Raw genomic sequence first — 20,374 nt, 5'->3', positions numbered from 1 at the left:
CCTGCGTCGATGGTTCGGCGGACCCATTCACGTGAAGGGCTTGCCTCCGCGGAAACGTGTCCGGAAATCGTCATGGTCAAACGCTATGTGCGCTTGGTGCGGGCGGAGGGACTCGAACCCCCACAACTTTCGTCACTGGAACCTAAATCCAGCGCGTCTACCAATTCCGCCACGCCCGCTAAAAACATCATGTCCGGCCGCGATGTCGCGAGCGGCGGGCTTATAACATGGGGACAGTGGTTCGCAGCAAAAAAATGGTCACATAGCGGCTTACTTGCCGCAGCCCCGGCAACTGGACTTTAGCGCGGCAAAATGGTCGGGATTTGGACATGATGAACCGCTTTCTCCCCCTCACGCGCCGGACCCTGCTCGCGGGCGCCGGGAGCGCCTTGATCGCCCCGATTCTGCCCCGGGCCACCCTCGCCCAGGCCGTCACTGCGCTGGAACTGCAGGCCAAGGCCGGCCCGTTCACGGTGAAGCCCGGCACCTCCACTGAGGCCTGGACGCTGTATTCGGCCCAGAAGGGTCCGCTGCGCTTCAACCGCGGCGACGAGATCTCCGTTCATCTCGCCAATCAGCTACCTGCCCCTATCGCACTGAACTGCCGGGGCATTAACGGCGTGTCCGGGATTGCGCCGCTGCTCGACCGCAAGCCGGTCGCAGCCGGCGGCAAGGACGCGTTCAAGCTGCAGATGGGCAGTGCCGGAACGTCGTATCTGGACATGCGTCTGCTCGGCGACAGTCAGGCGCTGCCGTCCCAGGTCCGCAGCCTGGTTGTCCAGGAGAGCGATCCGGTCGCGGTGGACCGCGACGAGGTGCTGCTGATCGAGGACTTCCGCCTCAAGCCGGACGGCAGCCTGTTCGCCCCCGGCACGGACCCGAAAGACGCGGTCGCGTTGTTCCTGATCAACCGGAAACCCACGCTGGAGTTGACGGCGCGACTTAATGAACGGCTCAGACTCCGTCTCATCAATGGCTGCCAACGCAATGTGGTTGCTCTGAAATTTGACGATCATGAGGTGCGCGTCATGGCCATCGACGGGCAGCCGTCGGAGCCGTTCCCAGCCCGCAACAATCAGGTGGTGCTGGCGCCCGGAACCCGGGTCGACGTCTTCATCGATACCGTCAGGCCGGCGGGATCGACCTCGGCGATCCTGCTCCATGACGGCAAGGCAGCCCGACCGATCGGCCGGATCACCATGTCCAATGACCCTCCGCTGCGCGCCGCGCCGCTGCCGGCAGCGGCACCGCTGCCATCCAACGGATTGCCCGCGCAACTGGACTTCAAGGGCGCCCTGCGCGTCGACATGACGCTGAGCGCCGTCAGTCCCGAATGGGTGAAGCCGGCCGATCTGTCCGCCAGCACACCGCCGGCCTTCCGGACCAAGCCCGGCCGCGCTGTGGTGCTGGCGCTGACCAACCGGGCCACCAGCCCGATGGTGCTCCAGATCCACGGCCATCACGTCCGCCTGCTCGACCGGCTCGATGACGGCTGGAAGCCGTTCTGGCTCGACACCCTGGCGCTGGACGCCGGCCAGACCCAGCGCATCGCCTTTGCCGCCAACAATGTCGGGCGCTGGCTGATGGAGGCTTTCATGGCCGACTGGGCCGCCCCGCGGCAGGTCCGCTGGTACAGCGTCGACTGACAGCGCGTTTTCAAGCGAAGTGGACACCGGTTCGCGTCAAGAAAACGCGACCAAACAGGACTCTTGGCTCAGTACTGGATACCGAGCTGGTCATAGAGCCGGCGGAACACCGCCGGCAGCACTTCGGTCAGATCCTCGGCGATCAGCCCCGGCCCGGCCTCGCTGCCCGCCTCGCCATGCATCCACACGCCGATACAGGCCGCCTCATAGGCCGGAACGCCCTGCGCCAGCAACGCACCGATGATGCCGGCCAGCACGTCGCCGGACCCGGCAGTTGCCAGCCAGGGCGGCGCATTGGCTGATATGGCGGCGCGGCCGTCCGGCGACGCCACGACCGTATCCGGCCCTTTCAACAGGACGATAGAACCGGACTCTTTCGCAGCCAGACGAACACGCTCAAGCTTAGACACTGCTGGATGTTCCCGATCTATCTTACTGAAGATGCGCGAGAATTCACCCTCATGGGGTGTCAGCACGACACCCGCTTCGGGATTGCCCTTGATCAAGCCGAACAGCCGATCGGGCGCCTCGGCAAAACTGGTCAGTGCATCCGCGTCGAGCACCGCGTGACGCCTTGCAGCCAGGATGGCCTCCACGAACATGCGCGTCCGCTCGCCCACACCGGCGCCCGGCCCGATCACGCAGGCGGACACCTTGCTGCCGATCAGCGCGGCGAACTCCGCCGCCGTATCTACCGGCCGTACCATCACCGCAGTCAGCGCCGTGGCATTGACGGCGAGCGCATCGCGCGGCGACGCCACCGTCACCAGGCCTGCCCCGCCGCGCAAAGCGGCCCGGGCGGACAGCCGGGCGGCGCCTGTGGACGCGATGTCGCCGGAGACAACCACGGCATGACCCCGCGAGAATTTGTGACTGTTGATCTTCGGCACCGGAAAGGCGTCGGCCCACAGATCGGGATTGTTCTCGGAGGTCTGCGGACGGATTTCGTCCAGCACGTCCTCATCGATGCCGATATCGATCACCCGCAGCCGGCCACAATGCACCCGGCCCGGCACCAGCAGATGGCCCGGCTTGGGCCTGAAGAACGTCACGGTCTCGGTCGCCCTGATCGCGCCGCCCATCACGCCCCCTGAATCGCCATTGATGCCGCTCGGCAGATCGACGGCCAGCACCGGAACGCCGGCTGCATTGATGGCGTCAATCATGATCAAGGGATCGCCCTTGACCGGACGATTGAGCCCGGCGCCAAACAGTGCGTCGATGATCAGTGCCGGTTGGCCGATCAGGGAGGGATCGCAGGGCAGCACGTCGCCCTTCCATCCCTTGGCCGCCAGCGCCGCGTCGCCCTTCAGCGTCGCCCGGTCGCATAGCAGGATCACCGAAACGTCCCGCCCCTGCGCCGCGAGCTCGGCCGCCGCGACGAAACCGTCGCCGCCATTGTTGCCGCGCCCGGCCACGATCAGGATCGGCCCCTCTTCAGCGAGTTCGCCGGCCACGTCTGCTACGGCTCGCCCGGCTGCGCGCATCAGCTTGAAGCCTGGCGTCCCGGCTGCAATCGTCAGTTGATCGGCACGCGCCATCTCGTCGGTCGTCAGAATATTCATATCGCTTCCTACCACGCCTTTTTGGAAGGCACTCCCGTCACGCGCGAACGCTGCAGGGCAAAACTGCACAACGCGCGATCAATTTGATCATTCTCTAGGCAAAAGTAGTTGAATACTCTTGATGCAAACCTCTTCAGGTGCGATGTAATAACCTGATAATGCTCCAAAAATAGCCGAGGAGCGAACTTGGCATGGACCCTGCTTTTAAGGAAGCCAGCTTCGGGTCCGTCGCGCTCACCGGCAAATGTTGAAAGACACCTGTTTAAGAGACAGGGGGTGGCCGACCGTCTACCGCATCAGGCGAGATTTCGTCGATGCGGCGTGGCGGCAGCGCAATAACGCCCGAAATTGGGTATCGAACAGTGTGCGCAAAACGCGCAATGATCAAAGCTATGTGCGGCCTGATTAGAAGTGCCGAGGAGACGTTCAGTGAAAAAGATCGAAGCCATCATCAAGCCGTTCAAGCTGGACGAGGTCAAAGAGGCTCTTCAGGAAGTCGGGTTGCAGGGCATTACGGTCACGGAAGCCAAGGGCTTCGGTCGTCAGAAGGGCCACGCCGAGCTCTATCGCGGCGCTGAATACATCGTCGACTTTCTACCCAAGGTGAAGATCGAGATCGTGATCTCCGACGACCTCGTCGAAAAGGCGATCGACGCCATCCGTCGCGCCGCGCAAACCGGCCGCATCGGCGACGGTAAGATCTTTGTGTCGAACATCGAGGAAGCCGTGCGCATCCGTACCGGCGAGTCCGGACTCGACGCGATCTGACGGCAGGACCCGCGTCGCAGGACCCGACGGACTGGACGCTCTCCAAGCCGGGTGCTATCCGACATTCAACGCTTCAAGGCGTCACCAAAAGGGCTGCTTCGGCAGCCTTCTCTTGTTGACGGTTTGTTTTGTTGAAAACATGCCGTTGTGACCTGATCGTCACGACAGATTGTTACGTCCCGGAAATCGGCCCGCAAATAAAGGTAGGGAGCCCCATGACGACCGCCAAAGAAGTCCTTCAGTCCATCAAGGACAATGACGTCAAGTACGTCGACCTGCGTTTCACCGATCCCCGCGGCAAGTGGCAGCACGTGACCTTCGACGTCTCGATGGTCGATGAAGAGATGTTTGCCGAAGGCACCATGTTCGACGGCTCCTCGATCGCCGGCTGGAAGGCGATCAACGAGTCCGACATGATGCTGATGCTCGATCCGGCAACGGCGACCATCGACCCGTTCTTCGCAGAGACCACCATGGTCATCACCTGCGACATTCTCGAGCCCTCCACCGGCGAGCCCTATAACCGCGACCCGCGCGGCATCGCCAAGAAGGCCGAAGCCATGGTCAAGTCCATGGGTGTCGGCGACACCGTGTTCGTCGGCCCTGAGGCCGAATTCTTCGTGTTCGACGACGTGCGTTTCTCGGCCAATCCGTACAACACGGGCTTCAAGCTGGACTCGTCGGAACTGCCGACCAATTCCGACACCGAATATGAAGGCGGCAATCTCGGCCACCGCATCCGCACCAAGGGCGGTTACTTCCCCGTCCCGCCGCAGGACTCGGTGCAGGACATGCGCTCGGAAATGCTCGGCGCCATGGCCCGCATGGGCGTCAAGGTCGAGAAGCATCACCACGAAGTGGCGTCGGCCCAGCACGAACTCGGCATGAAGTTCGACACGCTGACCTACATGGCCGACCAGATGCAGATCTATAAGTATTGCATCCATCAGGTCGCGCACATCTACGGCAAGACCGCCACCTTCATGCCGAAGCCGATCTTCGGCGACAACGGCTCGGGCATGCATGTGCACCAGTCGATCTGGAAGGACGGCAAGCCGACTTTCGCCGGCAACAAATATGCCGATCTCTCCGAGACCTGCCTCCACTACATCGGCGGCATCATCAAGCATGCCAAGGCGATCAACGCCTTCACCAACCCGTCGACCAACTCCTACAAGCGCCTGGTCCCCGGCTACGAAGCCCCGGTGCTGCTCGCCTATTCGGCGCGCAACCGTTCGGCCTCCTGCCGCATACCCTACACCACCAACCCGAAGGCCAAGCGCGTCGAAGTCCGCTTCCCGGATCCGATGGCCAATCCGTATCTCGCTTTCGCCGCGATGCTGACGGCCGGTCTCGACGGCATCAAGAACAAGATCGATCCGGGTCCGGCCATGGACAAGGACCTCTACGACCTGCCGAAGGAAGAGCTGAAGCAGATCCCGACGGTGTGCGGCTCGCTCCGCGAAGCCCTCGAGAACCTCGACAAGGATCGCGGCTTCCTCAAGAACGGCGGCGTGTTCGACGACGACTTCATCGACAGCTACATCGAACTGAAGATGACCGAAGTGATGCGTTTTGAAATGACGCCGCACCCGGTCGAATTCGACATGTACTACTCGCTGTAAGCCTTCGGGCCTCACAGCCAGAACCGATAAGGGCGCTCCGGAAACGGAGCGCCTTTTTCGTGGCCGCTATTTGCGCGTGAATGCGCGCGATGCCTCAAGCAGATCGGAGAAGCCGACCGCAGTGACCGCGCGCGCCGCCTCCGCTTCGCTGTCCGCCCATGGCAGCTTTGCGGTGACGCTGCGCGTGACCGGGGCGCCGAGAACGCCACCGAAATCGACCGGCCAGAATCCATTGGGCACGGTCTCCACCGTGACACCGCGCAAGCGCACGCCGGCGCCGAGCGACGACAGGTCATCCGGCTGCATCCTGCGCATGGTCGACGCGTCCCGGGGGTCTGTGAAACTCGCCAGCACCGGCATCAATTCGCCGGCGACCGGAACGGCGCCGGTCTGGCTGCTGACGTCGCGAAAGGCGATCTTGCGTCCGGCTGCCTGATAGGCCCGCATCGCCACGAAATTGGCGCCGTCGAAATCCGCGCTGCCCTTGTCGTCATGCAGCATCAGCGCGGCAAGGTTCCTGCCGCCGCCGAGATCCAACACCACCGCATCGCCCCGTGACGTCACCTTGCCGCCCGGCTGGTAGCCCCGATAGGGATGCACGGAGACGACATGCGAGGCAGACTTCACGCCATCCGGCGTCTCGACCTCCATGGTCAGCCGATATTTGTGCGCGGGCCGGTTGATCCGGATCTGGTCCCCGATCACCAGGGCTGCGAGCAATCCGACCGGACCGACCCATTTCAGCATGTTCATTGTTATTGGCCTCCCCCGATCGGCCATGCACGATCGCGACGGAGACGTCAAAGCGGCGATATGTCTTGATCCCCGATGCAATTGACGGAACAGTGAAAGTCCAATCGATCCAGGGGATTCACCGTGCCCGCAGAAGCCAATGTCCAGACGCGTAGCGACCTTGCGTGGGCGATCACGGCGGGCGGAATCGCCACGGTGTCCTTCGCGATCCTCATAGGCTTCGCCTGGTACTTCTCGGGAACGCTATTCCTGATCTTTGCAGGCGTCCTGCTCGGCGTAGCCCTCAATGCGCTGACGGGATTATTCGGGCGCTTCATGGGCGGCCCGCATCCAATGCGGCTCGCAATGGTCTGCATCGTGCTCGCCGGCATGCTGGTCGGCGTGATGTATCTCGGCGGATCCACCATCGCCAATCAGGCGAAGACGCTGTCCGGCACCCTCAAGTCACAGGTCGTCAACGTAAAGACCTATCTCGAGCAGCACGGCGTCGACACCAGCTATTTCGATTTCAACAGCATCACGTCGGATACGCCTGCCGAGCCCGGCACGTCGCCCGCCACCTCAACGCCGAAATCCGGCAGCGGCCTTCCGAGCGCCGGCGCCATCGCATCATCAGGCGGCGCCATCGTCAGCCAGACACTGAAAATCCTGCTCGGTACCGTCGGCGCGGTCGGCAACTTCTTCATCGTGCTGTTTTTGGGATTATCGTTTGCCGCACAGCCCAGCGTTTACCGCAAAGGGCTGTTGCACCTGACCCCGCCGAAACGTCGCGGGCCGATGACGGTCATCGTCGATCGCATCAGCGACACACTGCAGCGCTGGCTGATCGCGCAGATGATCACCATGGTCGTCGTCGGCGCCATCACCTGGATCGGGCTGAAGCTGATCGGGATTCCCAGCGCCTTCATTCTCGGCGTTCAGGCCGGCCTGCTCGCCTTCATTCCCACCGTCGGCGCCCTGCTCGGCGGCCTGATCGTGGTGCTCGCCAGCCTCGCCTCGGGCTGGGTCGCCGCCGCATCAGCCTTTGCGCTGTTCATGGGCGTGCATGCGCTGGAGAGCTACATCCTGACGCCCATCCTGCAGCGGCAGGCGCTGGACATTCCGCCGGCCACGCTGTTCGCATTCCAGATCCTGCTCGGCGTGGTATTCGGCGTCTGGGGCCTCGCACTGGCGCTGCCGGTGCTGGCGATCGTCAAGGTCGTCATCGACTTCATGCGTGAAGAGGACGAAGCCTCTGCGCAGGATCAGGCGATGGCGGCGTAACCTGATCCCTCATCCCGAGGAGCGCGCCGAAGGCGCGCGTCTCGAAGGATGGCCACAGGCTTCGAGCCAAGTCAGCTCATGGTTCGAGGCGGCGCTGAAGAAGCGCCTCCTCACCATGAGGGCCTGAGTTTGGGTTACCCCTACGTGGTCAGTACGGTTTCGGTGTGCTCGACATAAGGCGGCGTTTCGAAATACGGGCCCACCAGCGCGCGCCATTCGGCGAAATCGGGCGAACCACGGAAATCGACGGTGTGGTTTTCAAGCGTTTCCCACTTGGCGACAAGACGGTAGCGCGACGGCATCTCGACCGACTTGTGCAGCTCAAAACCCTTGCCGCCCTTGGCGCGGAGGAACAGCGGCTTCGCCTTGGCGACGGCCGCCTCGAAATCCTTCTCGGTGCCCGGCTTGACGTCGATCTGTGCGATTTCAGTGATCATGGTTTCCCGACCCTTTGTTTTGCGGTCGGTGTCTTTACCGCAAAGTCGGGGTTCGGTGAAGGCGGCGCGAAGACGTGATCAGACGAACAGCAAGACCGTGCCGACGACCATGACGCAGCAGCCGATGAAAGCGATCACCGGCAGTTTGCTGTGTTGCGCGCCATAGCGCCCCTGCGCACGACGCTCGGTGATCAGCGCGGTCTCGTATTCGTCCGAACTCGAAAACATGCAGGCAAAGCCCGCACGGGCCGAAGCAGCAGCCGCTTCAAGCGACATCAGGGCTGTAGTCGAGGTCGAGTCACGCGAGGTCATCATGCGATGACCATAGGGATCGAATGGTAAACGGATCCTTTATCGCACGCCGCTTGCCGTCATCGTGACCGCAGCCCGCACGACGCTCGGCTTCGCCGTTTGCCCGATCACCGCAGCGCGGCGCCCCTGCTCCAGCGACAGCGGTTCTTCTTCCGCGGCCTGCACGCGGTTACGTCCGCTGCGCTTGGCCTGGTAGAGCGCAGTGTCCGCGGCAGCCAGCAGGACGTCGAGTTCAGTGCCGGCCGGTCCGCCAGCGACGCCGATACTCACGGTGGTCGCCACCGGCGCCTCGTCGACCTGGATGCCGCAGGTCGCAAACGCCTCGCGCACGCGCTCGGCCGCCTGCATCGCCTCGTCCAGGCTGCAGGGCAACATCGCTGCAAACTCCTCGCCGCCGATGCGGCCCGACAGATCGGTGATCCGCAGTGTATGGGTGATGACCGTGGCGAACAGTTTCAGCACCTCGTCGCCGGCGGGATGGCCGAAACGATCGTTGATCGACTTGAAGTGGTCGATGTCGAAGATCATGACCGTGACCGGCCGCCCGGCTTTCGCCTCGCGCTCGATCATCCGCGCCGTAGCCTCGGAGAAGCCGCGGCGGTTGAACAGGCCGGTGAGCGGATCGCAGGAGGCGGCGACCTTATGCGCCGTCACCGCGCGCTCGGAGACCAGCATGAAGATCAGGAACACCGTGCCGACCGCATAGAGCACGAGCTCGATGGCGAAGGCCGTGACCCAGATGCTGCTGCCGAAACTACTGTGATCCGGATGCAGGAAATCGCCGAGCAGGATCGGCAGCATCAGGACGAAGCCGTGCAGCATCGGCACCAGGATGGTCGGCCAGCGCCGTTGCACCGCCTTGCGACGTTCGTTCCACAACTCATGCGCCGTCAGCATCGCATAAAGCGCCACGATGCCGGCGCCGATGGTCATGCGCAGCGAGGCGGCCTCGGCCGGCAGCGTGACGATGACAGCGATCCAGGCGACAGCGCCGAGAAACAGGCCGGCCCAGCTGGGGCTGCGGCCATGGAACACGCGTGCGGCGTTCCACACCATGCCGCAAGCGACAAAGCCCACGGCATTGAATGCCAGCGACAGCATCTCACCCAGGAGCGACGAGGCAAGTGTCCACAATGCGACCGATACGGCGCCGAGCAGGTAAGCCACCCCCCACCAGTTGAGGGCCGCAATTTTCTCCTGCCGTCCGAAAAACAGCAGCATCCCGCCCAACATCGCTGCAACCAGGGTCGCGACCAGATAGAGCGTGGAAGAATCGAGCGACATGTTCGAGCACCGGCAATTGTTGCGAGATTTCCAAACCATCATGATTCGGACTGGCCTCTTCGCCATCATCGAACATAGGAGTGTACCGATTGGAAATCCGTTTGCGCGCCCGCACAAGTTTTCTCGAAAAACTGCGTCAATCTGTCAGTATCCGGCGGTGGACCAGAACGCAAAAAGGGCGCCCGAAGGCGCCCTTTTCAAAATTGTATTCACCGCATTTGCAGCAAATTTTATCGAAGCAGAAATTAGCGCTTCGAGAACTGGAAGGACTTGCGGGCTTTCGCCTTGCCGTACTTCTTGCGCTCGACGACACGCGAGTCGCGGGTCAGGAAGCCGCCCTTCTTGAGGACGCCGCGCAGATCCGGTTCGAAGTTCGTCAGAGCCTTGGAGATGCCGTGACGCACGGCACCGGCCTGGCCGGACAGACCACCGCCGGCAACGGTGCAGATCACGTCGTACTGGCCAGCACGGGCTGCAGCGACCAGCGGCTGCTGGATGAGCATGCGCAGCACCGGACGTGCGAAGTACACTTCGACTTCACGGGTGTTGACGACGACCTTGCCGGCGCCCGGCTTGATCCAGACGCGGGCAACCGCGTCCTTGCGCTTGCCGGTGGCATAGGCGCGGCCCTGCTTGTCGACCTTCTTCTCGTAACGCGGCGCGTCCGGTGCGGACACCTTCAGCGACGACAGCTGGTCGAGAGACTGCATGGTATCGGACATTATGCGGCCCTCTTGTTCTTGCGGTTCAACGCGCCAACGTCGAGCGCTTCTGGTTGCTGGGCCTCATGCGGATGCTCGGCGCCGGCGTAAACACGCAGATTGCCGAACTGGACGCGACCGAGCGGACCGCGCGGGATCATGCGCTCGACAGCCTTCTCGACAACGCGCTCCGGGAAACGACCTTCGAGGATCGACTTCGCAGTCTTTTCCTTGATGCCGCCGATGAAGCCGGTGTGGTTGTAATAGACCTTGTCTTCACGCTTGCGACCGGTGAACACCACCTTGTCCGCGTTGACGATGATGACATGGTCGCCGCAATCGACATGCGGGGTATAGGTCGGGAGGTGCTTGCCGCGCAGCCGCATTGCGACCAGCGTGGCCAGCCGGCCCACCACGAGACCAGTGGCGTCGATGACGATCCACTTCTTCGTGATCTCGGCGGGCTTTGCCGAAAACGTCTTCATTGTGAATATCCATGAAAAGGGGATATCGGCGGTGATCCGCCGAACTGAGGGCGTTTCTAGATAGACAACCGGATTCCGTCAATGCCAAAGATGGCTAAATTCGCCAGCTAAATCATCGCGTTATAATTATGGTTCTATAATACCCTTGGAATTACCCAACGTTCGGAATGGAATAGGTCGACGTCACATGGGCGATCGGATCGGCCGAAGTGCCTGATAACAGGGTCACTTCCCCTACTGCGAGGCGTTTTCCGAGCTTCAAGAGCTTGGCGGCCGCCAGCACATCCTGCCCCGGCAGGCCCTTGCGCAGGAAATTGATGTTCAGGCTGGTGGTCACCGCGAGGCCCACGGGGCCGATCGCCGATAGCAGCACGACATACATGGCGAAATCGGCCAGAGCCATCAGGGTCGGGCCCGACACAGTTCCGCCCGGGCGCAGCATGCGCTCGCCATAGGTCTGGCGCAGCAGGCACGTGGTACCGTCAGCGCTTTCAATCGCAATATCGCCGGCGCCAAAGGCCTGCGGGAACTCGCGTTTCAGAAACGACTCGAGTTCAGCCACGCTCATTTTCGCAGTCGCCATGTCTCTACCCTGCTCTCGCTTGTGCCGTCCTGTTACAATATGGTGACGGTCCTGCCCAGCGATGGAATCTCAAGTCATGGTTCAACCAGCACGCGCGGAAACAGCGCAACCATCCATTCTCCTGCGTGAGACGGTCGGCAACATCGGCGTATTGACGCTGAACCGCCCGGCCGCCCGCAACAGCCTGTCCGAAGGCCTGATCGGCGAGTTGCACGCCGCCTTGGACGACATTGCCAGTGACAAAGCCGTGCGTGCCGTGGTGATCGCCGCCAACGGCTCGGTCTTCTCCGCCGGGCACGACCTGAAAGAACTCACCGCGCGCCGCGCCGATGCCGACCGCGGCCGCGCCTATTTCGCGCATATGATGACCATCTGCAGCGCCATGATGCAGGCCGTCGTGCGGCTGCCGAAGCCGGTGATCGCAGCGGTGCAAGGCGTTGCCACTGCCGCAGGCTGCCAGCTCGTGGCGAGCTGCGATCTCGCCATCGCCTCCGAGCAAGCCAAATTCGCGACGCCCGGCGTCGATATCGGCCTGTTCTGCTCGACCCCCATGGTGGCGCTGTCGCGCAACGTATCGCGCAAGCAGGCGATGGAGATGCTGCTCACCGGCGAGCCCATCTCGGCAGAACGCGCGCGCGAGATCGGCCTGGTCAATCGCGTCGTCCCCGCCGGCACCGAACGCGATGCAGCGATCGCACTGGCGCAGCAGATCGCGCGCAAGTCGGCGCATACGGTGAAGATCGGCAAGGAAGCGTTCTATCGCCAGGCCGAGATGAACCTCGCGGATGCCTATCGCTTCGCCGCCGAAGTGATGACCGAGAACATGATGGCGCGCGACGCTGAGGAAGGGATCGGCGCGTTCATCGCAAAGCGCGAGCCGAAGTGGGAAGATCGATGATCGCAGGATGGGTAGAGCGCAGGCGTCTGGCGCCGTAGCGAAACCCATCAGCCATCTCGCATGTGGATTTGATGGGGTTCGCTGCGCTCTACCCATCCTACGGCTCTGCAGTTTGGAAATTCGGAATGAACCACGACAGCTACAACGACGCCTATATCCGCGAGATCCTCAACACCGTCAAAACCGTCGCGATGGTCGGTGCCTCCCCGCAAAACGTGCGGCCGAGCTATTTCGTGTTCAAGTATCTCGCCGAACGCGGCTACGACATGATCCCGATCAATCCGGGCCAGGTCGGCAAGAGCCTGCTGAACAAGCCGTTCGTCGCATCGCTGCAGGAGATCGGCCGCCCGATCGACATGATCGACATTTTCCGCAGCGCCGAGCATGTGATGCCGATCGTCGATATCGCGCTGACGCTCAATCCGCTGCCCAAGGTCGTCTGGCTGCAGCTCGGCGTGCGCCACGATGAAGCTGCCGCCAAGCTCGAGGCCGCGGGCATCAAGGTGGTGATGAACCGCTGCCCGAAGATTGAATATGGCCGGCTGTCGTCGGAGATTCAGTGGATGGGTGTCAATTCACGCACGCTCAGCTCCAGGCGCGCACCGATCCCAACCCAGGGCATGCGGCTGTCGCTCAATCGCAGCAGCGTCGGCGGTGGCAGCACCACTGCGGCCGATCGCGCCGCGCAGGAAAACAACAAAGACAAGAACGACACCGCCTGATCGCAGGTTTCGCGATTTTATTTCCCTTGAAATGACACAGCGCAGCATGGCTGTTGCGAAGTCGGGGCAAAATGCCGCCTCGCCTTGACGGCGGCGCTGCGCGCCATCAGGTTGGCGCCAACAAACCGACTATTCGACAGGGCAAGCGCTAAGGAGACAAGATGAACGATCGTATTCCAGGCTTCGGCACCCTCGCCGTCCATGCCGGGGCGCAGCCCGACCCGACCACCGGCGCGCGTGCGACGCCGATCTACCAGACCACATCCTTCGTCTTCAACGACAGCGATCATGCGGCCTCGCTGTTCGGCCTGCAGTCGTTCGGCAATATCTATACCCGCATCACCAATCCGACGACCGCCGTGCTCGAGGAACGCGTCGCAGCACTCGAAGGTGGCACTGCAGCCCTCGCCGTCGCCTCCGGCCATGCTGCGCAGGTGGTGGTGTTTCAACAGTTGCTGAAGCCCGGCGACGAATTCATCGCCTCGCGAAAGCTCTATGGCGGCTCGATCAACCAGTTCAGCCACGCTTTCAAGAGCTTCGGCTGGAACGTGGTGTGGGCCGACAGCGATGATATCGCGACATTCGAACGGGCAGTGACGCCGCAGACCAAGGCGATCTTCATCGAGTCCATTGCCAATCCCGGTGGTTCGATCACCGATATCGAGGCGATCTCGGCCGTGGCCCGCAAAGCGGGCGTACCGCTGATCGTCGATAACACGCTGGCGACGCCCTATCTGATCCGCCCCATCGACCACGGCGCCGACATTGTCGTGCACTCGCTGACCAAGTTTCTCGGCGGCCACGGCAATTCGCTCGGCGGCATCATTGTCGATGCCGGCACCTTCGACTGGTCGAAGGACAACAAGTATCCGATGCTGTCAGAGCCGCGTCCGGAATATCACGGCATCAAGCTGCAGGAGACGTTCGGCAACTTCGCTTTCGCCATCGCCTGCCGCGTGCTTGGCCTCCGCGACCTCGGCCCGGCACTATCGCCGTTCAACGCCTTCATGCTCCTGACCGGCATCGAAACGCTGCCGCTGCGCATGGCGCGCCATTGCGAAAACGCCAAGTCCATCGCCGAATGGCTGTCGGCGCATCCGAAAGTGGCCGCAGTGAACTATGCCGGCCTGTCGGATAACCGCTATCACGCCCTCGCCCGCAAATACGCGCCGAAGGGCGCAGGCGCCGTGTTCACCTTCAGCCTGAAGGGTGGCTATGACGCCGGCGTGAGTCTTGTGTCGAACCTGAAGCTGTTCTCGCATCTGGCCAATGTCGGCGATACCCGCTCGCTGGTGATCCACCCGGCCTCGACCACCCACAGCCAGCTCGACGACGACGCCAAGACGCGCTCCGGCGCCGGCCCGGACGTGGTGCGCCTGTCCATCGGCATCGAGGACAAGGAAGATCTGATCGCGGATCTCGAACAGGCGCTGAACGCGTAAGTTCTTCCCTCGCCCCGCCAGGCGAAGCAAAGCTTCGCTAGGCGGGGAGAGATTACGAAGCGCTAGGCCCGACCGCGCATCGCTTTCGCTTCGCGGATCAGACGCGCGTTGCGCTGGAACACCGAATAGGTCGCCAGCGCGAACAGCACCACCAGCAACTGGATCGATAGCGCTTCCAGCGTCGGATTGAAGCCGATCGCCGTCAGGAATGCGCTGCCCGGCGCGTCGGTGACCGGAATCATCGCCTGTTCCTGGAATTCCTGGATGGCTTCGCCGATGAACTTGATGCCCATCACGAACAGGAAGGCCGAGGTGATGATGAACAGCGGCCGCAGCGGAATCCGCCGGGCGATCATGTTGATGAAGTAAAACAGCACGACGAGGCCGGCCGTCGCCGCCGCCAGACCGCCGAACAATGCGATGCTCCAGCCGCCTTCGGTGGTGGCCAGTGTGTTGATGAACAACACGGTCTCGGCGCCTTCGCGAAACACCGCGAGGAATGCCAGCATTGCGACGGCGAGACCCGTATCCTGCGCCAAGGCATGATCCGCCTTCGCCGCCAGATAATCCTGCCAGCCGCGCGGATCCTGCTTCACCATCAGCCAGCCGCTGACATAGAGCATCAACCCCGCGGCAAACAGGATGACGATGGCCTCGAAGACATCGCTGTGATCGCCGGAATTGAACACCGCGAACGCCCAGGCCGCGATCAGGCTGGCGAGGATCGCCGCCAGCGCACCCATATAGAGTGCGGTCACGCGGTGGCCGCCGCCGGACTTGCGGAGATAGCCGGCCAGCGCCGCAATCACGAGCATGGCCTCGAGCCCCTCGCGCAGCAGAATGACGGCAGCCTGAATGAATGCGGACGACATGACCCAACCCTGTGTGGTGCTGTGCCGTATCTATTGCGCGGCGCGCATCAGCGAAAGCCGCGCCGCCACACGACTGCGTCAACTCCGTTACAATCGTTCTAGGGTGCGGACGTGTTGGTGCGCCGCCGGCCACAACCTCTGAATCCGTCGAAAATGCCCCGCAGCCAACAATCATGTGGTAGTCATTGGAGCAGCAAACGTGATGACGGGTGACAGGCCATGTTGGAAACCGACAAGGTGTTCGCCGGCCGGATTCCGGAAAATTACGACCGCTATATGGTGCCGTTGATTTTCGAGCCATATGCCGCGGATCTTGCACGACGCGCAGCGTCCTTGTCACCAGCCGCCGTTCTGGAAACCGCCGCGGGCAGCGGGGTTGTCACCCGCGCCCTGGCGCCGGAATTGCCCCAGGGCGCAAGCTATGTCGTAACCGACCTGAACCAGCCGATGATCGACTACGCGGCGTCGCGACAACCTCCCGACACGCGCATCACATGGCAGCAGGCGGATGCTCTGGCGTTGCCGTTTGAAAATTCAGCCTTCGATCTCGTTTGCTGCCAGTTCGGCGCGATGTTCTTTCCCGACCGCACATCTGGCTACCGCGAAGCGAGGCGCGTCCTGAAGCCCGGAGGACATTTTTTATTCAGCGTCTGGGATCGCATCGAGGAGAATGTATTTGCGGATGATGTGACGAATGCGCTCGCAAGGATTTTTCCGGGCGATCCGCCGCGCTTTCTGGCACGCACGCCGCACGGCTATCACGATACGGCGCTGATCCGTCGCGAGCTGGAGGGCGCAGGTTTCTCCCATGTGGTGATCGAGACGAGGGCCGAACAAAGCCGTGCATCATCGCCTCGCCTTCCGGCCGTTGCCTATTGCCAGGGAACTCTTCTTCGCACCGAAATCGAGGCCAGGGATGCAGGAAGCCTGGAATCCGCAACCGACTATGTCGCGTCCGCGATTGCCGACAGACATGGCCGCGCCGAGATTGCAGCCAAGATTCAGGCGCACGTCATCATGGCTGTAGCCTGAATATCAGGATGTCTCGTGCGCGGTGGTCAGGCAGCCTTGCCGACCGCGAGGTCGAGCTGACGGTCCGTCAACGCCGCCCCGCGCGGCTTCATCCGCTCCACCTGCAGGATCGCCAGGGTCAGTACCACGATGGCGACCGCCTGATGGGTCAGCGCCAGATCGATGGGCACCTGATGCAGCAGCGTGAGAATGCCGAGCGCCGCCTGCACCATGATCGAAGCCGCCAGCCACAGCGCGCCGTTGACAACCTGTGCCCCTGCCCGCGCGCGGATCGCATCGACCACATGCCAGATCGCCAGTGCGAACAACACATAGGCGGTCATGCGATGCTGGAACTGAACCGTCAGCGTGTTGTCGAACATGTTGCGCCACCACGGGTCCTCGAAGAACAACCGTGAGGCGGACGGGATCAGCGCGCCGTCGATCTCCGGCCAGGTGTTGAACACGCGGCCGGCGCGCAGCCCCGCGACCAGCGCGCCGAAATAGAGCTGCAGGAAGGTCAGCCCCAGCAGCACCCAACTTGTGACCCGCAACCGGCTAGCCGCCAGCACCGGCGCATGATCGCTCAATCGCCGCAGCGTCCAGACGATGGCGGCGAAGATGATCAGCGCCAGCATCAGATGCGCGGCGAGACGATATTGCGAGACCTCGATGCGCTTGGTCAGGCCCGACGCCACCATCCACCAGCCGACGGCACCCTGCAGGCCACCGAGGCCGAAGATCACCCACAGCCGCTTCTTCAATTCCGAAGTCAGGATGCCGCGCCACAGGAACCAGAGGAACGGCAGCAGGAACACCATGCCGATGACGCGGCCGAGCAGACGATGGCTCCATTCCCACCAGAAGATGGTCTTGAACTCATGAAGCGTCATGCCGGCATTGAGTTCGCGATATTGCGGGATCTGCTTGTAGGCCTCGAAGGCCGCGATCCAGTGCGATTCATCCAGCGGCGGGATCGCGCCCGTCACCGGCTTCCACTCCACGATCGACAGGCCGGATTCGGTGAGCCGCGTCGCGCCGCCGACCAGCACCATCGCCACGATCATGGCGGCCACGGCGATCAGCCACCAGCGCACCGGGCGTAATTCCTTGTGGCGGGTTCGGGACGGAGCGGTCATTGCAAGGGTCTCGGGAACAGCGGCGAAATCAGCGCCAAAATCAGCGCTTTGAATGAAATTTCGAGCCCCTTATAGTCCGCCCGCAGAGGCCTGCAAAGTTGGGCACTTTGCCTAACCCGATGCCAGGCCGACTTTGGACCGCACATTTCCGTCATGACCATCCGCACACGCAAATTCTTCGGAACCATCTTTCTGCTGATCCTCGTGGTCGTGTGGTCACTGCTCGGCATGACCGTGGCGCAGACGCCGTGGCTGGCCAATAATGGCTGGCTGCAGGCCGCCTTTTACGTGATCGCCGGCCTCGGCTGGGTTCTGCCGGCGATGCCGATCATCAGCTGGATGGGCAAGGCCGATCCAGAGCAGGACGTCAGCTGACATCGTAGGATGGGTAGGGTGCAGGCGCGGAGTGCCGGAACGAAACCCATCATGTCGCGCAAGGCGATAGGTTTCGCGAAGACGCTCTACCATCCGACGACGGCTAGCGCCGCGCCCCCGCGCCGAGCATCACGCCGGATACCATCACCCGCAAGGCGCGCAGCGATTGCCGCCGGCCGTCCCAGGCCAGCCGCGGCAGCGCATAGACATCCGATGGGCCATTGGCCTTGACGACACCGGGGACCGACGTCACGGCACTGGCAAAGCCCGCCTGCGCCGTCATGGCGACGTGACGCCTGTCGAACGAGGTCTCATCGCCGAACGGATAAGCGAAGTGCCGGGGTTCATATGGCAGCGCGGATGTCGCGACTGCCTGCCCCATCGCGATCTCGCGCAGCGCCTCCGCATCGGCGAGATGGGCCAGGACGGGATAATTCACCGTGCTGCTGCCGATGGTCGCCTTCGGGTTCGACACAAAAGTCGCCACGTCGTCCCAGCTCAACGCCGCATGGCGTGACAGCGACGCGAGATCGACCGCGTAGCGCCCGCAGAGATCATCCGTCGCAACGGCCAGTTCGTGCGGCGGCAGTGTCCGCATCCAGCTATCGAGATAGAAATAGGCGCGATACTTGTCGGCGACCGAAGCCGTTTCGAAATGCCGCTGCCCGTGATCGACGATCAGGCTGATCCGGTCATGCGTCGCGATCGCCTGCTCCAGCGCCAGCCACCACATGGCGCCAAGCCCGTCGGCAAAGGCGCTCGGCAGATAGACCGCGAATGGCACCTCATGCGCGGCCAATAGCGGATAGGCGAAATCGACGAAATCGCGCGTGCCGCCATCGAATGTCAACGCGACAAAGCGGCGTCCCGCACGCGGCGCGCTGGCGCGGCGACAGGCTTCGTCCATGCCGACGATATCGAGCGGCCAGCGCTTCAGCGCGCGAATGGCGCGATCGAGAAAACCCGGCGTGATCTCGTGGGATCTCAGCGGCTGGAAGGCGTCCTGCCGGGGCGGTCGCACGCGTTCGAATTTGAGGATGATACCGGCGCCGCCATGCGTGCGCTCCAGCAGGCGATGCAAGCCACCGAGATAGGCGGCTTCAAAGCCGAGCGCCGCGCCCCAACCGCTCTTGTATGACACCGCAGTTTCCCCCAAGCGGCGTCATGCCTCTCGCCAGTCGCCTATTGTCATTACTGTTTGTTGACATTTCTTTGCAAAGGTCGGCCCAAATCTGAAAATCTAAACAAAATCTGAAACAGGCATCGCGATGACCATGGCTGCTGTGATGGAAACACCTGTGGCAATGGCAGCCGTGAGCCGCATCGCACGCGTCGATGTCATCAGCGATTTCAGCGCAGCCGAGCCGGTGTGGCGCAGCCTCGAGACGCGCGAACAGCTCTCCACCCCCTATCAGCGTTTTGACTTTCAATCTGCCTGGCAGACCCATATCGGCGCGCAGGAAGGCCTGCGACCATTCATTGTTGTCGCCTATGATGCCGCGCAGCAGCCACTGCTGCTGCTGCCGCTCGCGGTCAGCCGCGAGAACGGCATGCGCGTCGCCGGCTATCTCGGCGGCAAGCACGTCACTTTCAACATGCCGCTGTTCCGGCGCGACTTCGCGGCGCAAGCCACGAAAGCCGATATCGACGCGCTGCTGCGGGGTATCCAGCAACACTCCGAGACCGTCGACGTTCTCGCGCTGGTCCGTCAGCCCAAAAGCTGGATCGGCATCAACAATCCGCTCGCGCTGCTGCCTAGCCAGGCCTCCACCAATGATTGCCCTGTGCTGAAGATGGTGCTCGGAGAAGCGCCGACTGATCGCGTCAGCAGCTCATTCCGGAAGCGACTGAAGACCAAGGAAGGCAAATACCGCAACCTGCCCGGCTATCGCTACCTGCATGCGACATCCGAATCCGAGATCAAGCGCGTGCTCGACGCTTTCTTCGCCATCAAGCCGCTGCGCATGGCCGAGCAGAACCTGCCCAACGTATTCGCCGAGCCCGGCGTCGAAGCCTTTATCCGCCAGGCCTGCACGACGCCGCGCGCGGATGGCTACACCATCGATATCCACGCGCTGGTCTGCGACGAGGAAGTAATCGCGATGTTCGCCGGTGTCGCCGACGACAACCGCTTCTCGATGATGTTCAACACCTACACCATGTCGGAGAATGCGAAATACAGCCCCGGCCTGATCCTGATGCGCAGCATCATCGATGCCTATGCCGAGCGCGGCGTGACCTCGCTGGATCTTGGCATCGGCGGCGACGACTACAAGCGGATGTTCTGCAAGGACGACGAACCGATCTTCGACAGTTTCGTGCCGCTCACGACACGCGGCAAGCTTGGCGCCATGGGCCTGTCATCCTTCGCCCATGCCAAGCGGATCGTGAAGCAGACCCCGGCTTTGCTGCAGATGGCACAGATGCTGCGCCACGCATTTCAGCGGTAGGAGACGCGGTCTTTCTTACCTCTCCCCGCTTGCGGGCGAGGTA

Annotated in this window: 21 protein-coding genes and 1 tRNA gene; 10 read left to right on the top strand and 12 right to left on the bottom strand. The window is 62.6% G+C overall.

Annotation, left to right across the window (positions count from 1 at the left end; all coding sequences use genetic code 11):
• Positions 1-94 precede the first annotated feature (94 nt).
• Positions 95-179 (bottom strand) — tRNA-Leu (locus AC1RLZ_RS26270).
• Positions 180-332: 153 nt separating this feature from the next.
• Between AC1RLZ_RS26270 and AC1RLZ_RS26265 the strand changes: the two genes are divergently transcribed.
• Entirely contained in the window at positions 333-1,646 is a 1,314-nt protein-coding gene (locus AC1RLZ_RS26265; protein ID WP_493191028.1) for a multicopper oxidase domain-containing protein, read from the top strand.
• A 68-nt stretch (positions 1,647-1,714) separates the two neighbouring features.
• On the opposite strand, the gene AC1RLZ_RS26260 is transcribed toward AC1RLZ_RS26265, so the two are convergent.
• Positions 1,715-3,211, bottom strand: a complete 1,497-nt coding sequence (locus AC1RLZ_RS26260; RefSeq protein ID WP_493191027.1) for an NAD(P)H-hydrate dehydratase — start codon at positions 3,209-3,211, stop codon at positions 1,715-1,717.
• Positions 3,212-3,640: 429 nt separating this feature from the next.
• Here AC1RLZ_RS26260 and AC1RLZ_RS26255 point away from each other — a divergent pair, with 429 nt between their 5' ends.
• Positions 3,641-3,979, top strand: a complete 339-nt coding sequence (locus AC1RLZ_RS26255; protein ID WP_143573288.1) for a P-II family nitrogen regulator — start codon at positions 3,641-3,643, stop codon at positions 3,977-3,979.
• A gap of 215 nt (positions 3,980-4,194) precedes the next feature.
• Entirely contained in the window at positions 4,195-5,604 is a 1,410-nt protein-coding gene (glnA, locus tag AC1RLZ_RS26250; protein ID WP_493191026.1) for a type I glutamate--ammonia ligase, read from the top strand.
• Positions 5,605-5,670: 66 nt separating this feature from the next.
• On the opposite strand, the gene AC1RLZ_RS26245 is transcribed toward glnA, so the two are convergent.
• Complete coding sequence (locus AC1RLZ_RS26245) at positions 5,671-6,357, bottom strand: hypothetical protein (protein ID WP_493191025.1); 687 nt, start codon at positions 6,355-6,357, stop codon at positions 5,671-5,673.
• 123 nt (positions 6,358-6,480) lie between these two features.
• On the opposite strand from AC1RLZ_RS26245, the gene AC1RLZ_RS26240 reads away from it, so the two are divergent.
• A complete protein-coding gene (locus AC1RLZ_RS26240; protein WP_493191024.1) occupies positions 6,481-7,620 on the top strand; it encodes an AI-2E family transporter in 1,140 nt (379 codons plus the stop codon).
• Between the two features lie 140 nt (positions 7,621-7,760).
• Here AC1RLZ_RS26240 and AC1RLZ_RS26235 read toward each other — a convergent pair whose 3' ends face one another.
• The 6 genes from AC1RLZ_RS26235 to AC1RLZ_RS26210 all read right to left on the bottom strand — a co-directional run bounded on the left by AC1RLZ_RS26235 (position 7,761) and on the right by AC1RLZ_RS26210 (position 11,422).
• Complete coding sequence (locus AC1RLZ_RS26235) at positions 7,761-8,057, bottom strand: antibiotic biosynthesis monooxygenase family protein (RefSeq protein WP_092142187.1); 297 nt, start codon at positions 8,055-8,057, stop codon at positions 7,761-7,763.
• Between the two features lie 78 nt (positions 8,058-8,135).
• Positions 8,136-8,372: a hypothetical protein gene (locus tag AC1RLZ_RS26230; protein ID WP_493191023.1), complete on the bottom strand. Its 237-nt coding sequence runs from the start codon at positions 8,370-8,372 to the stop codon at positions 8,136-8,138.
• 36 nt (positions 8,373-8,408) lie between these two features.
• Entirely contained in the window at positions 8,409-9,653 is a 1,245-nt protein-coding gene (locus AC1RLZ_RS26225) for a GGDEF domain-containing protein (protein WP_493191022.1), read from the bottom strand.
• 245 nt (positions 9,654-9,898) lie between these two features.
• Positions 9,899-10,375, bottom strand: coding sequence for a 30S ribosomal protein S9 (gene rpsI / locus AC1RLZ_RS26220; protein WP_371423650.1), 477 nt, complete (start codon positions 10,373-10,375; stop codon positions 9,899-9,901).
• Positions 10,375-10,839: a 50S ribosomal protein L13 gene (gene rplM / locus AC1RLZ_RS26215; protein ID WP_371423651.1), complete on the bottom strand. Its 465-nt coding sequence runs from the start codon at positions 10,837-10,839 to the stop codon at positions 10,375-10,377. The genes rpsI and rplM overlap by 1 nt, the downstream gene beginning before the upstream one ends.
• Positions 10,840-10,990: 151 nt before the next feature.
• Positions 10,991-11,422 carry a PaaI family thioesterase gene (locus AC1RLZ_RS26210; protein WP_371423652.1) on the bottom strand — a complete coding sequence of 144 codons (432 nt, stop codon included), beginning with the start codon at positions 11,420-11,422 and terminating at the stop codon, positions 10,991-10,993.
• Positions 11,423-11,498: 76 nt separating this feature from the next.
• On the opposite strand from AC1RLZ_RS26210, the gene AC1RLZ_RS26205 reads away from it, so the two are divergent.
• The 3 genes from AC1RLZ_RS26205 to AC1RLZ_RS26195 all read left to right on the top strand — a co-directional run bounded on the left by AC1RLZ_RS26205 (position 11,499) and on the right by AC1RLZ_RS26195 (position 14,484).
• On the top strand, positions 11,499-12,320 hold the full coding sequence (locus tag AC1RLZ_RS26205) for an enoyl-CoA hydratase (RefSeq protein ID WP_493191021.1): 822 nt from the start codon (positions 11,499-11,501) through the stop codon (positions 12,318-12,320).
• Positions 12,321-12,445: 125 nt separating this feature from the next.
• Positions 12,446-13,042 carry a CoA-binding protein gene (locus AC1RLZ_RS26200; protein ID WP_493191020.1) on the top strand — a complete coding sequence of 199 codons (597 nt, stop codon included), beginning with the start codon at positions 12,446-12,448 and terminating at the stop codon, positions 13,040-13,042.
• Between the two features lie 161 nt (positions 13,043-13,203).
• On the top strand, positions 13,204-14,484 hold the full coding sequence (locus tag AC1RLZ_RS26195; protein ID WP_493191019.1) for an O-acetylhomoserine aminocarboxypropyltransferase: 1,281 nt from the start codon (positions 13,204-13,206) through the stop codon (positions 14,482-14,484).
• Positions 14,485-14,546: 62 nt separating this feature from the next.
• Here the strand turns inward: AC1RLZ_RS26195 and AC1RLZ_RS26190 are convergent, their stop codons facing one another.
• A complete protein-coding gene (locus AC1RLZ_RS26190; RefSeq protein ID WP_493191018.1) occupies positions 14,547-15,356 on the bottom strand; it encodes an FTR1 family iron permease in 810 nt (269 codons plus the stop codon).
• Between the two features lie 219 nt (positions 15,357-15,575).
• On the opposite strand from AC1RLZ_RS26190, the gene AC1RLZ_RS26185 reads away from it, so the two are divergent.
• On the top strand, positions 15,576-16,388 hold the full coding sequence (locus tag AC1RLZ_RS26185; RefSeq protein WP_493191017.1) for a class I SAM-dependent methyltransferase: 813 nt from the start codon (positions 15,576-15,578) through the stop codon (positions 16,386-16,388).
• 26 nt (positions 16,389-16,414) lie between these two features.
• Here AC1RLZ_RS26185 and AC1RLZ_RS26180 read toward each other — a convergent pair whose 3' ends face one another.
• Positions 16,415-17,506: a COX15/CtaA family protein gene (locus AC1RLZ_RS26180; RefSeq protein ID WP_493191016.1), complete on the bottom strand. Its 1,092-nt coding sequence runs from the start codon at positions 17,504-17,506 to the stop codon at positions 16,415-16,417.
• A 153-nt stretch (positions 17,507-17,659) separates the two neighbouring features.
• On the opposite strand from AC1RLZ_RS26180, the gene AC1RLZ_RS26175 reads away from it, so the two are divergent.
• On the top strand, positions 17,660-17,881 hold the full coding sequence (locus tag AC1RLZ_RS26175; RefSeq protein WP_493191015.1) for a DUF2842 domain-containing protein: 222 nt from the start codon (positions 17,660-17,662) through the stop codon (positions 17,879-17,881).
• A 103-nt stretch (positions 17,882-17,984) separates the two neighbouring features.
• On the opposite strand, the gene AC1RLZ_RS26170 is transcribed toward AC1RLZ_RS26175, so the two are convergent.
• Positions 17,985-19,022 (bottom strand): polysaccharide deacetylase family protein, encoded by a 1,038-nt coding sequence (locus AC1RLZ_RS26170; RefSeq protein WP_493191014.1) that lies wholly within the window; start codon positions 19,020-19,022, stop codon positions 17,985-17,987.
• A 127-nt stretch (positions 19,023-19,149) separates the two neighbouring features.
• On the opposite strand from AC1RLZ_RS26170, the gene AC1RLZ_RS26165 reads away from it, so the two are divergent.
• Positions 19,150-20,331: a GNAT family N-acetyltransferase gene (locus tag AC1RLZ_RS26165; protein ID WP_493191013.1), complete on the top strand. Its 1,182-nt coding sequence runs from the start codon at positions 19,150-19,152 to the stop codon at positions 20,329-20,331.
• Positions 20,332-20,374: the final 43 nt, after the last annotated feature.

This window comes from Tardiphaga sp. GW822-FHT04G09, assembly GCF_058800725.1.
This window is presented reverse-complemented; position numbering and strand designations above follow the sequence as displayed.

Coding starts and splice junctions, on each gene's coding strand:
- AC1RLZ_RS26265 (WP_493191028.1), top strand. CDS start 333: ATGAACCGCTTTCTCCCCCTCACGCGCCGGACCCTGCTCGCGGGCGCC.
- AC1RLZ_RS26260 (WP_493191027.1), bottom strand. CDS start 3,211: ATGAATATTCTGACGACCGACGAGATGGCGCGTGCCGATCAACTGACG.
- glnA (WP_493191026.1), top strand. CDS start 4,195: ATGACGACCGCCAAAGAAGTCCTTCAGTCCATCAAGGACAATGACGTC.
- AC1RLZ_RS26245 (WP_493191025.1), bottom strand. CDS start 6,357: ATGAACATGCTGAAATGGGTCGGTCCGGTCGGATTGCTCGCAGCCCTG.
- AC1RLZ_RS26235 (WP_092142187.1), bottom strand. CDS start 8,057: ATGATCACTGAAATCGCACAGATCGACGTCAAGCCGGGCACCGAGAAG.
- AC1RLZ_RS26230 (WP_493191023.1), bottom strand. CDS start 8,372: ATGATGACCTCGCGTGACTCGACCTCGACTACAGCCCTGATGTCGCTT.
- AC1RLZ_RS26225 (WP_493191022.1), bottom strand. CDS start 9,653: ATGTCGCTCGATTCTTCCACGCTCTATCTGGTCGCGACCCTGGTTGCA.
- rpsI (WP_371423650.1), bottom strand. CDS start 10,375: ATGTCCGATACCATGCAGTCTCTCGACCAGCTGTCGTCGCTGAAGGTG.
- rplM (WP_371423651.1), bottom strand. CDS start 10,839: ATGAAGACGTTTTCGGCAAAGCCCGCCGAGATCACGAAGAAGTGGATC.
- AC1RLZ_RS26210 (WP_371423652.1), bottom strand. CDS start 11,422: ATGGCGACTGCGAAAATGAGCGTGGCTGAACTCGAGTCGTTTCTGAAA.
- AC1RLZ_RS26205 (WP_493191021.1), top strand. CDS start 11,499: ATGGTTCAACCAGCACGCGCGGAAACAGCGCAACCATCCATTCTCCTG.
- AC1RLZ_RS26200 (WP_493191020.1), top strand. CDS start 12,446: ATGAACCACGACAGCTACAACGACGCCTATATCCGCGAGATCCTCAAC.
- AC1RLZ_RS26195 (WP_493191019.1), top strand. CDS start 13,204: ATGAACGATCGTATTCCAGGCTTCGGCACCCTCGCCGTCCATGCCGGG.
- AC1RLZ_RS26190 (WP_493191018.1), bottom strand. CDS start 15,356: ATGTCGTCCGCATTCATTCAGGCTGCCGTCATTCTGCTGCGCGAGGGG.
- AC1RLZ_RS26185 (WP_493191017.1), top strand. CDS start 15,576: ATGTTGGAAACCGACAAGGTGTTCGCCGGCCGGATTCCGGAAAATTAC.
- AC1RLZ_RS26180 (WP_493191016.1), bottom strand. CDS start 17,506: ATGACCGCTCCGTCCCGAACCCGCCACAAGGAATTACGCCCGGTGCGC.
- AC1RLZ_RS26175 (WP_493191015.1), top strand. CDS start 17,660: ATGACCATCCGCACACGCAAATTCTTCGGAACCATCTTTCTGCTGATC.
- AC1RLZ_RS26165 (WP_493191013.1), top strand. CDS start 19,150: ATGACCATGGCTGCTGTGATGGAAACACCTGTGGCAATGGCAGCCGTG.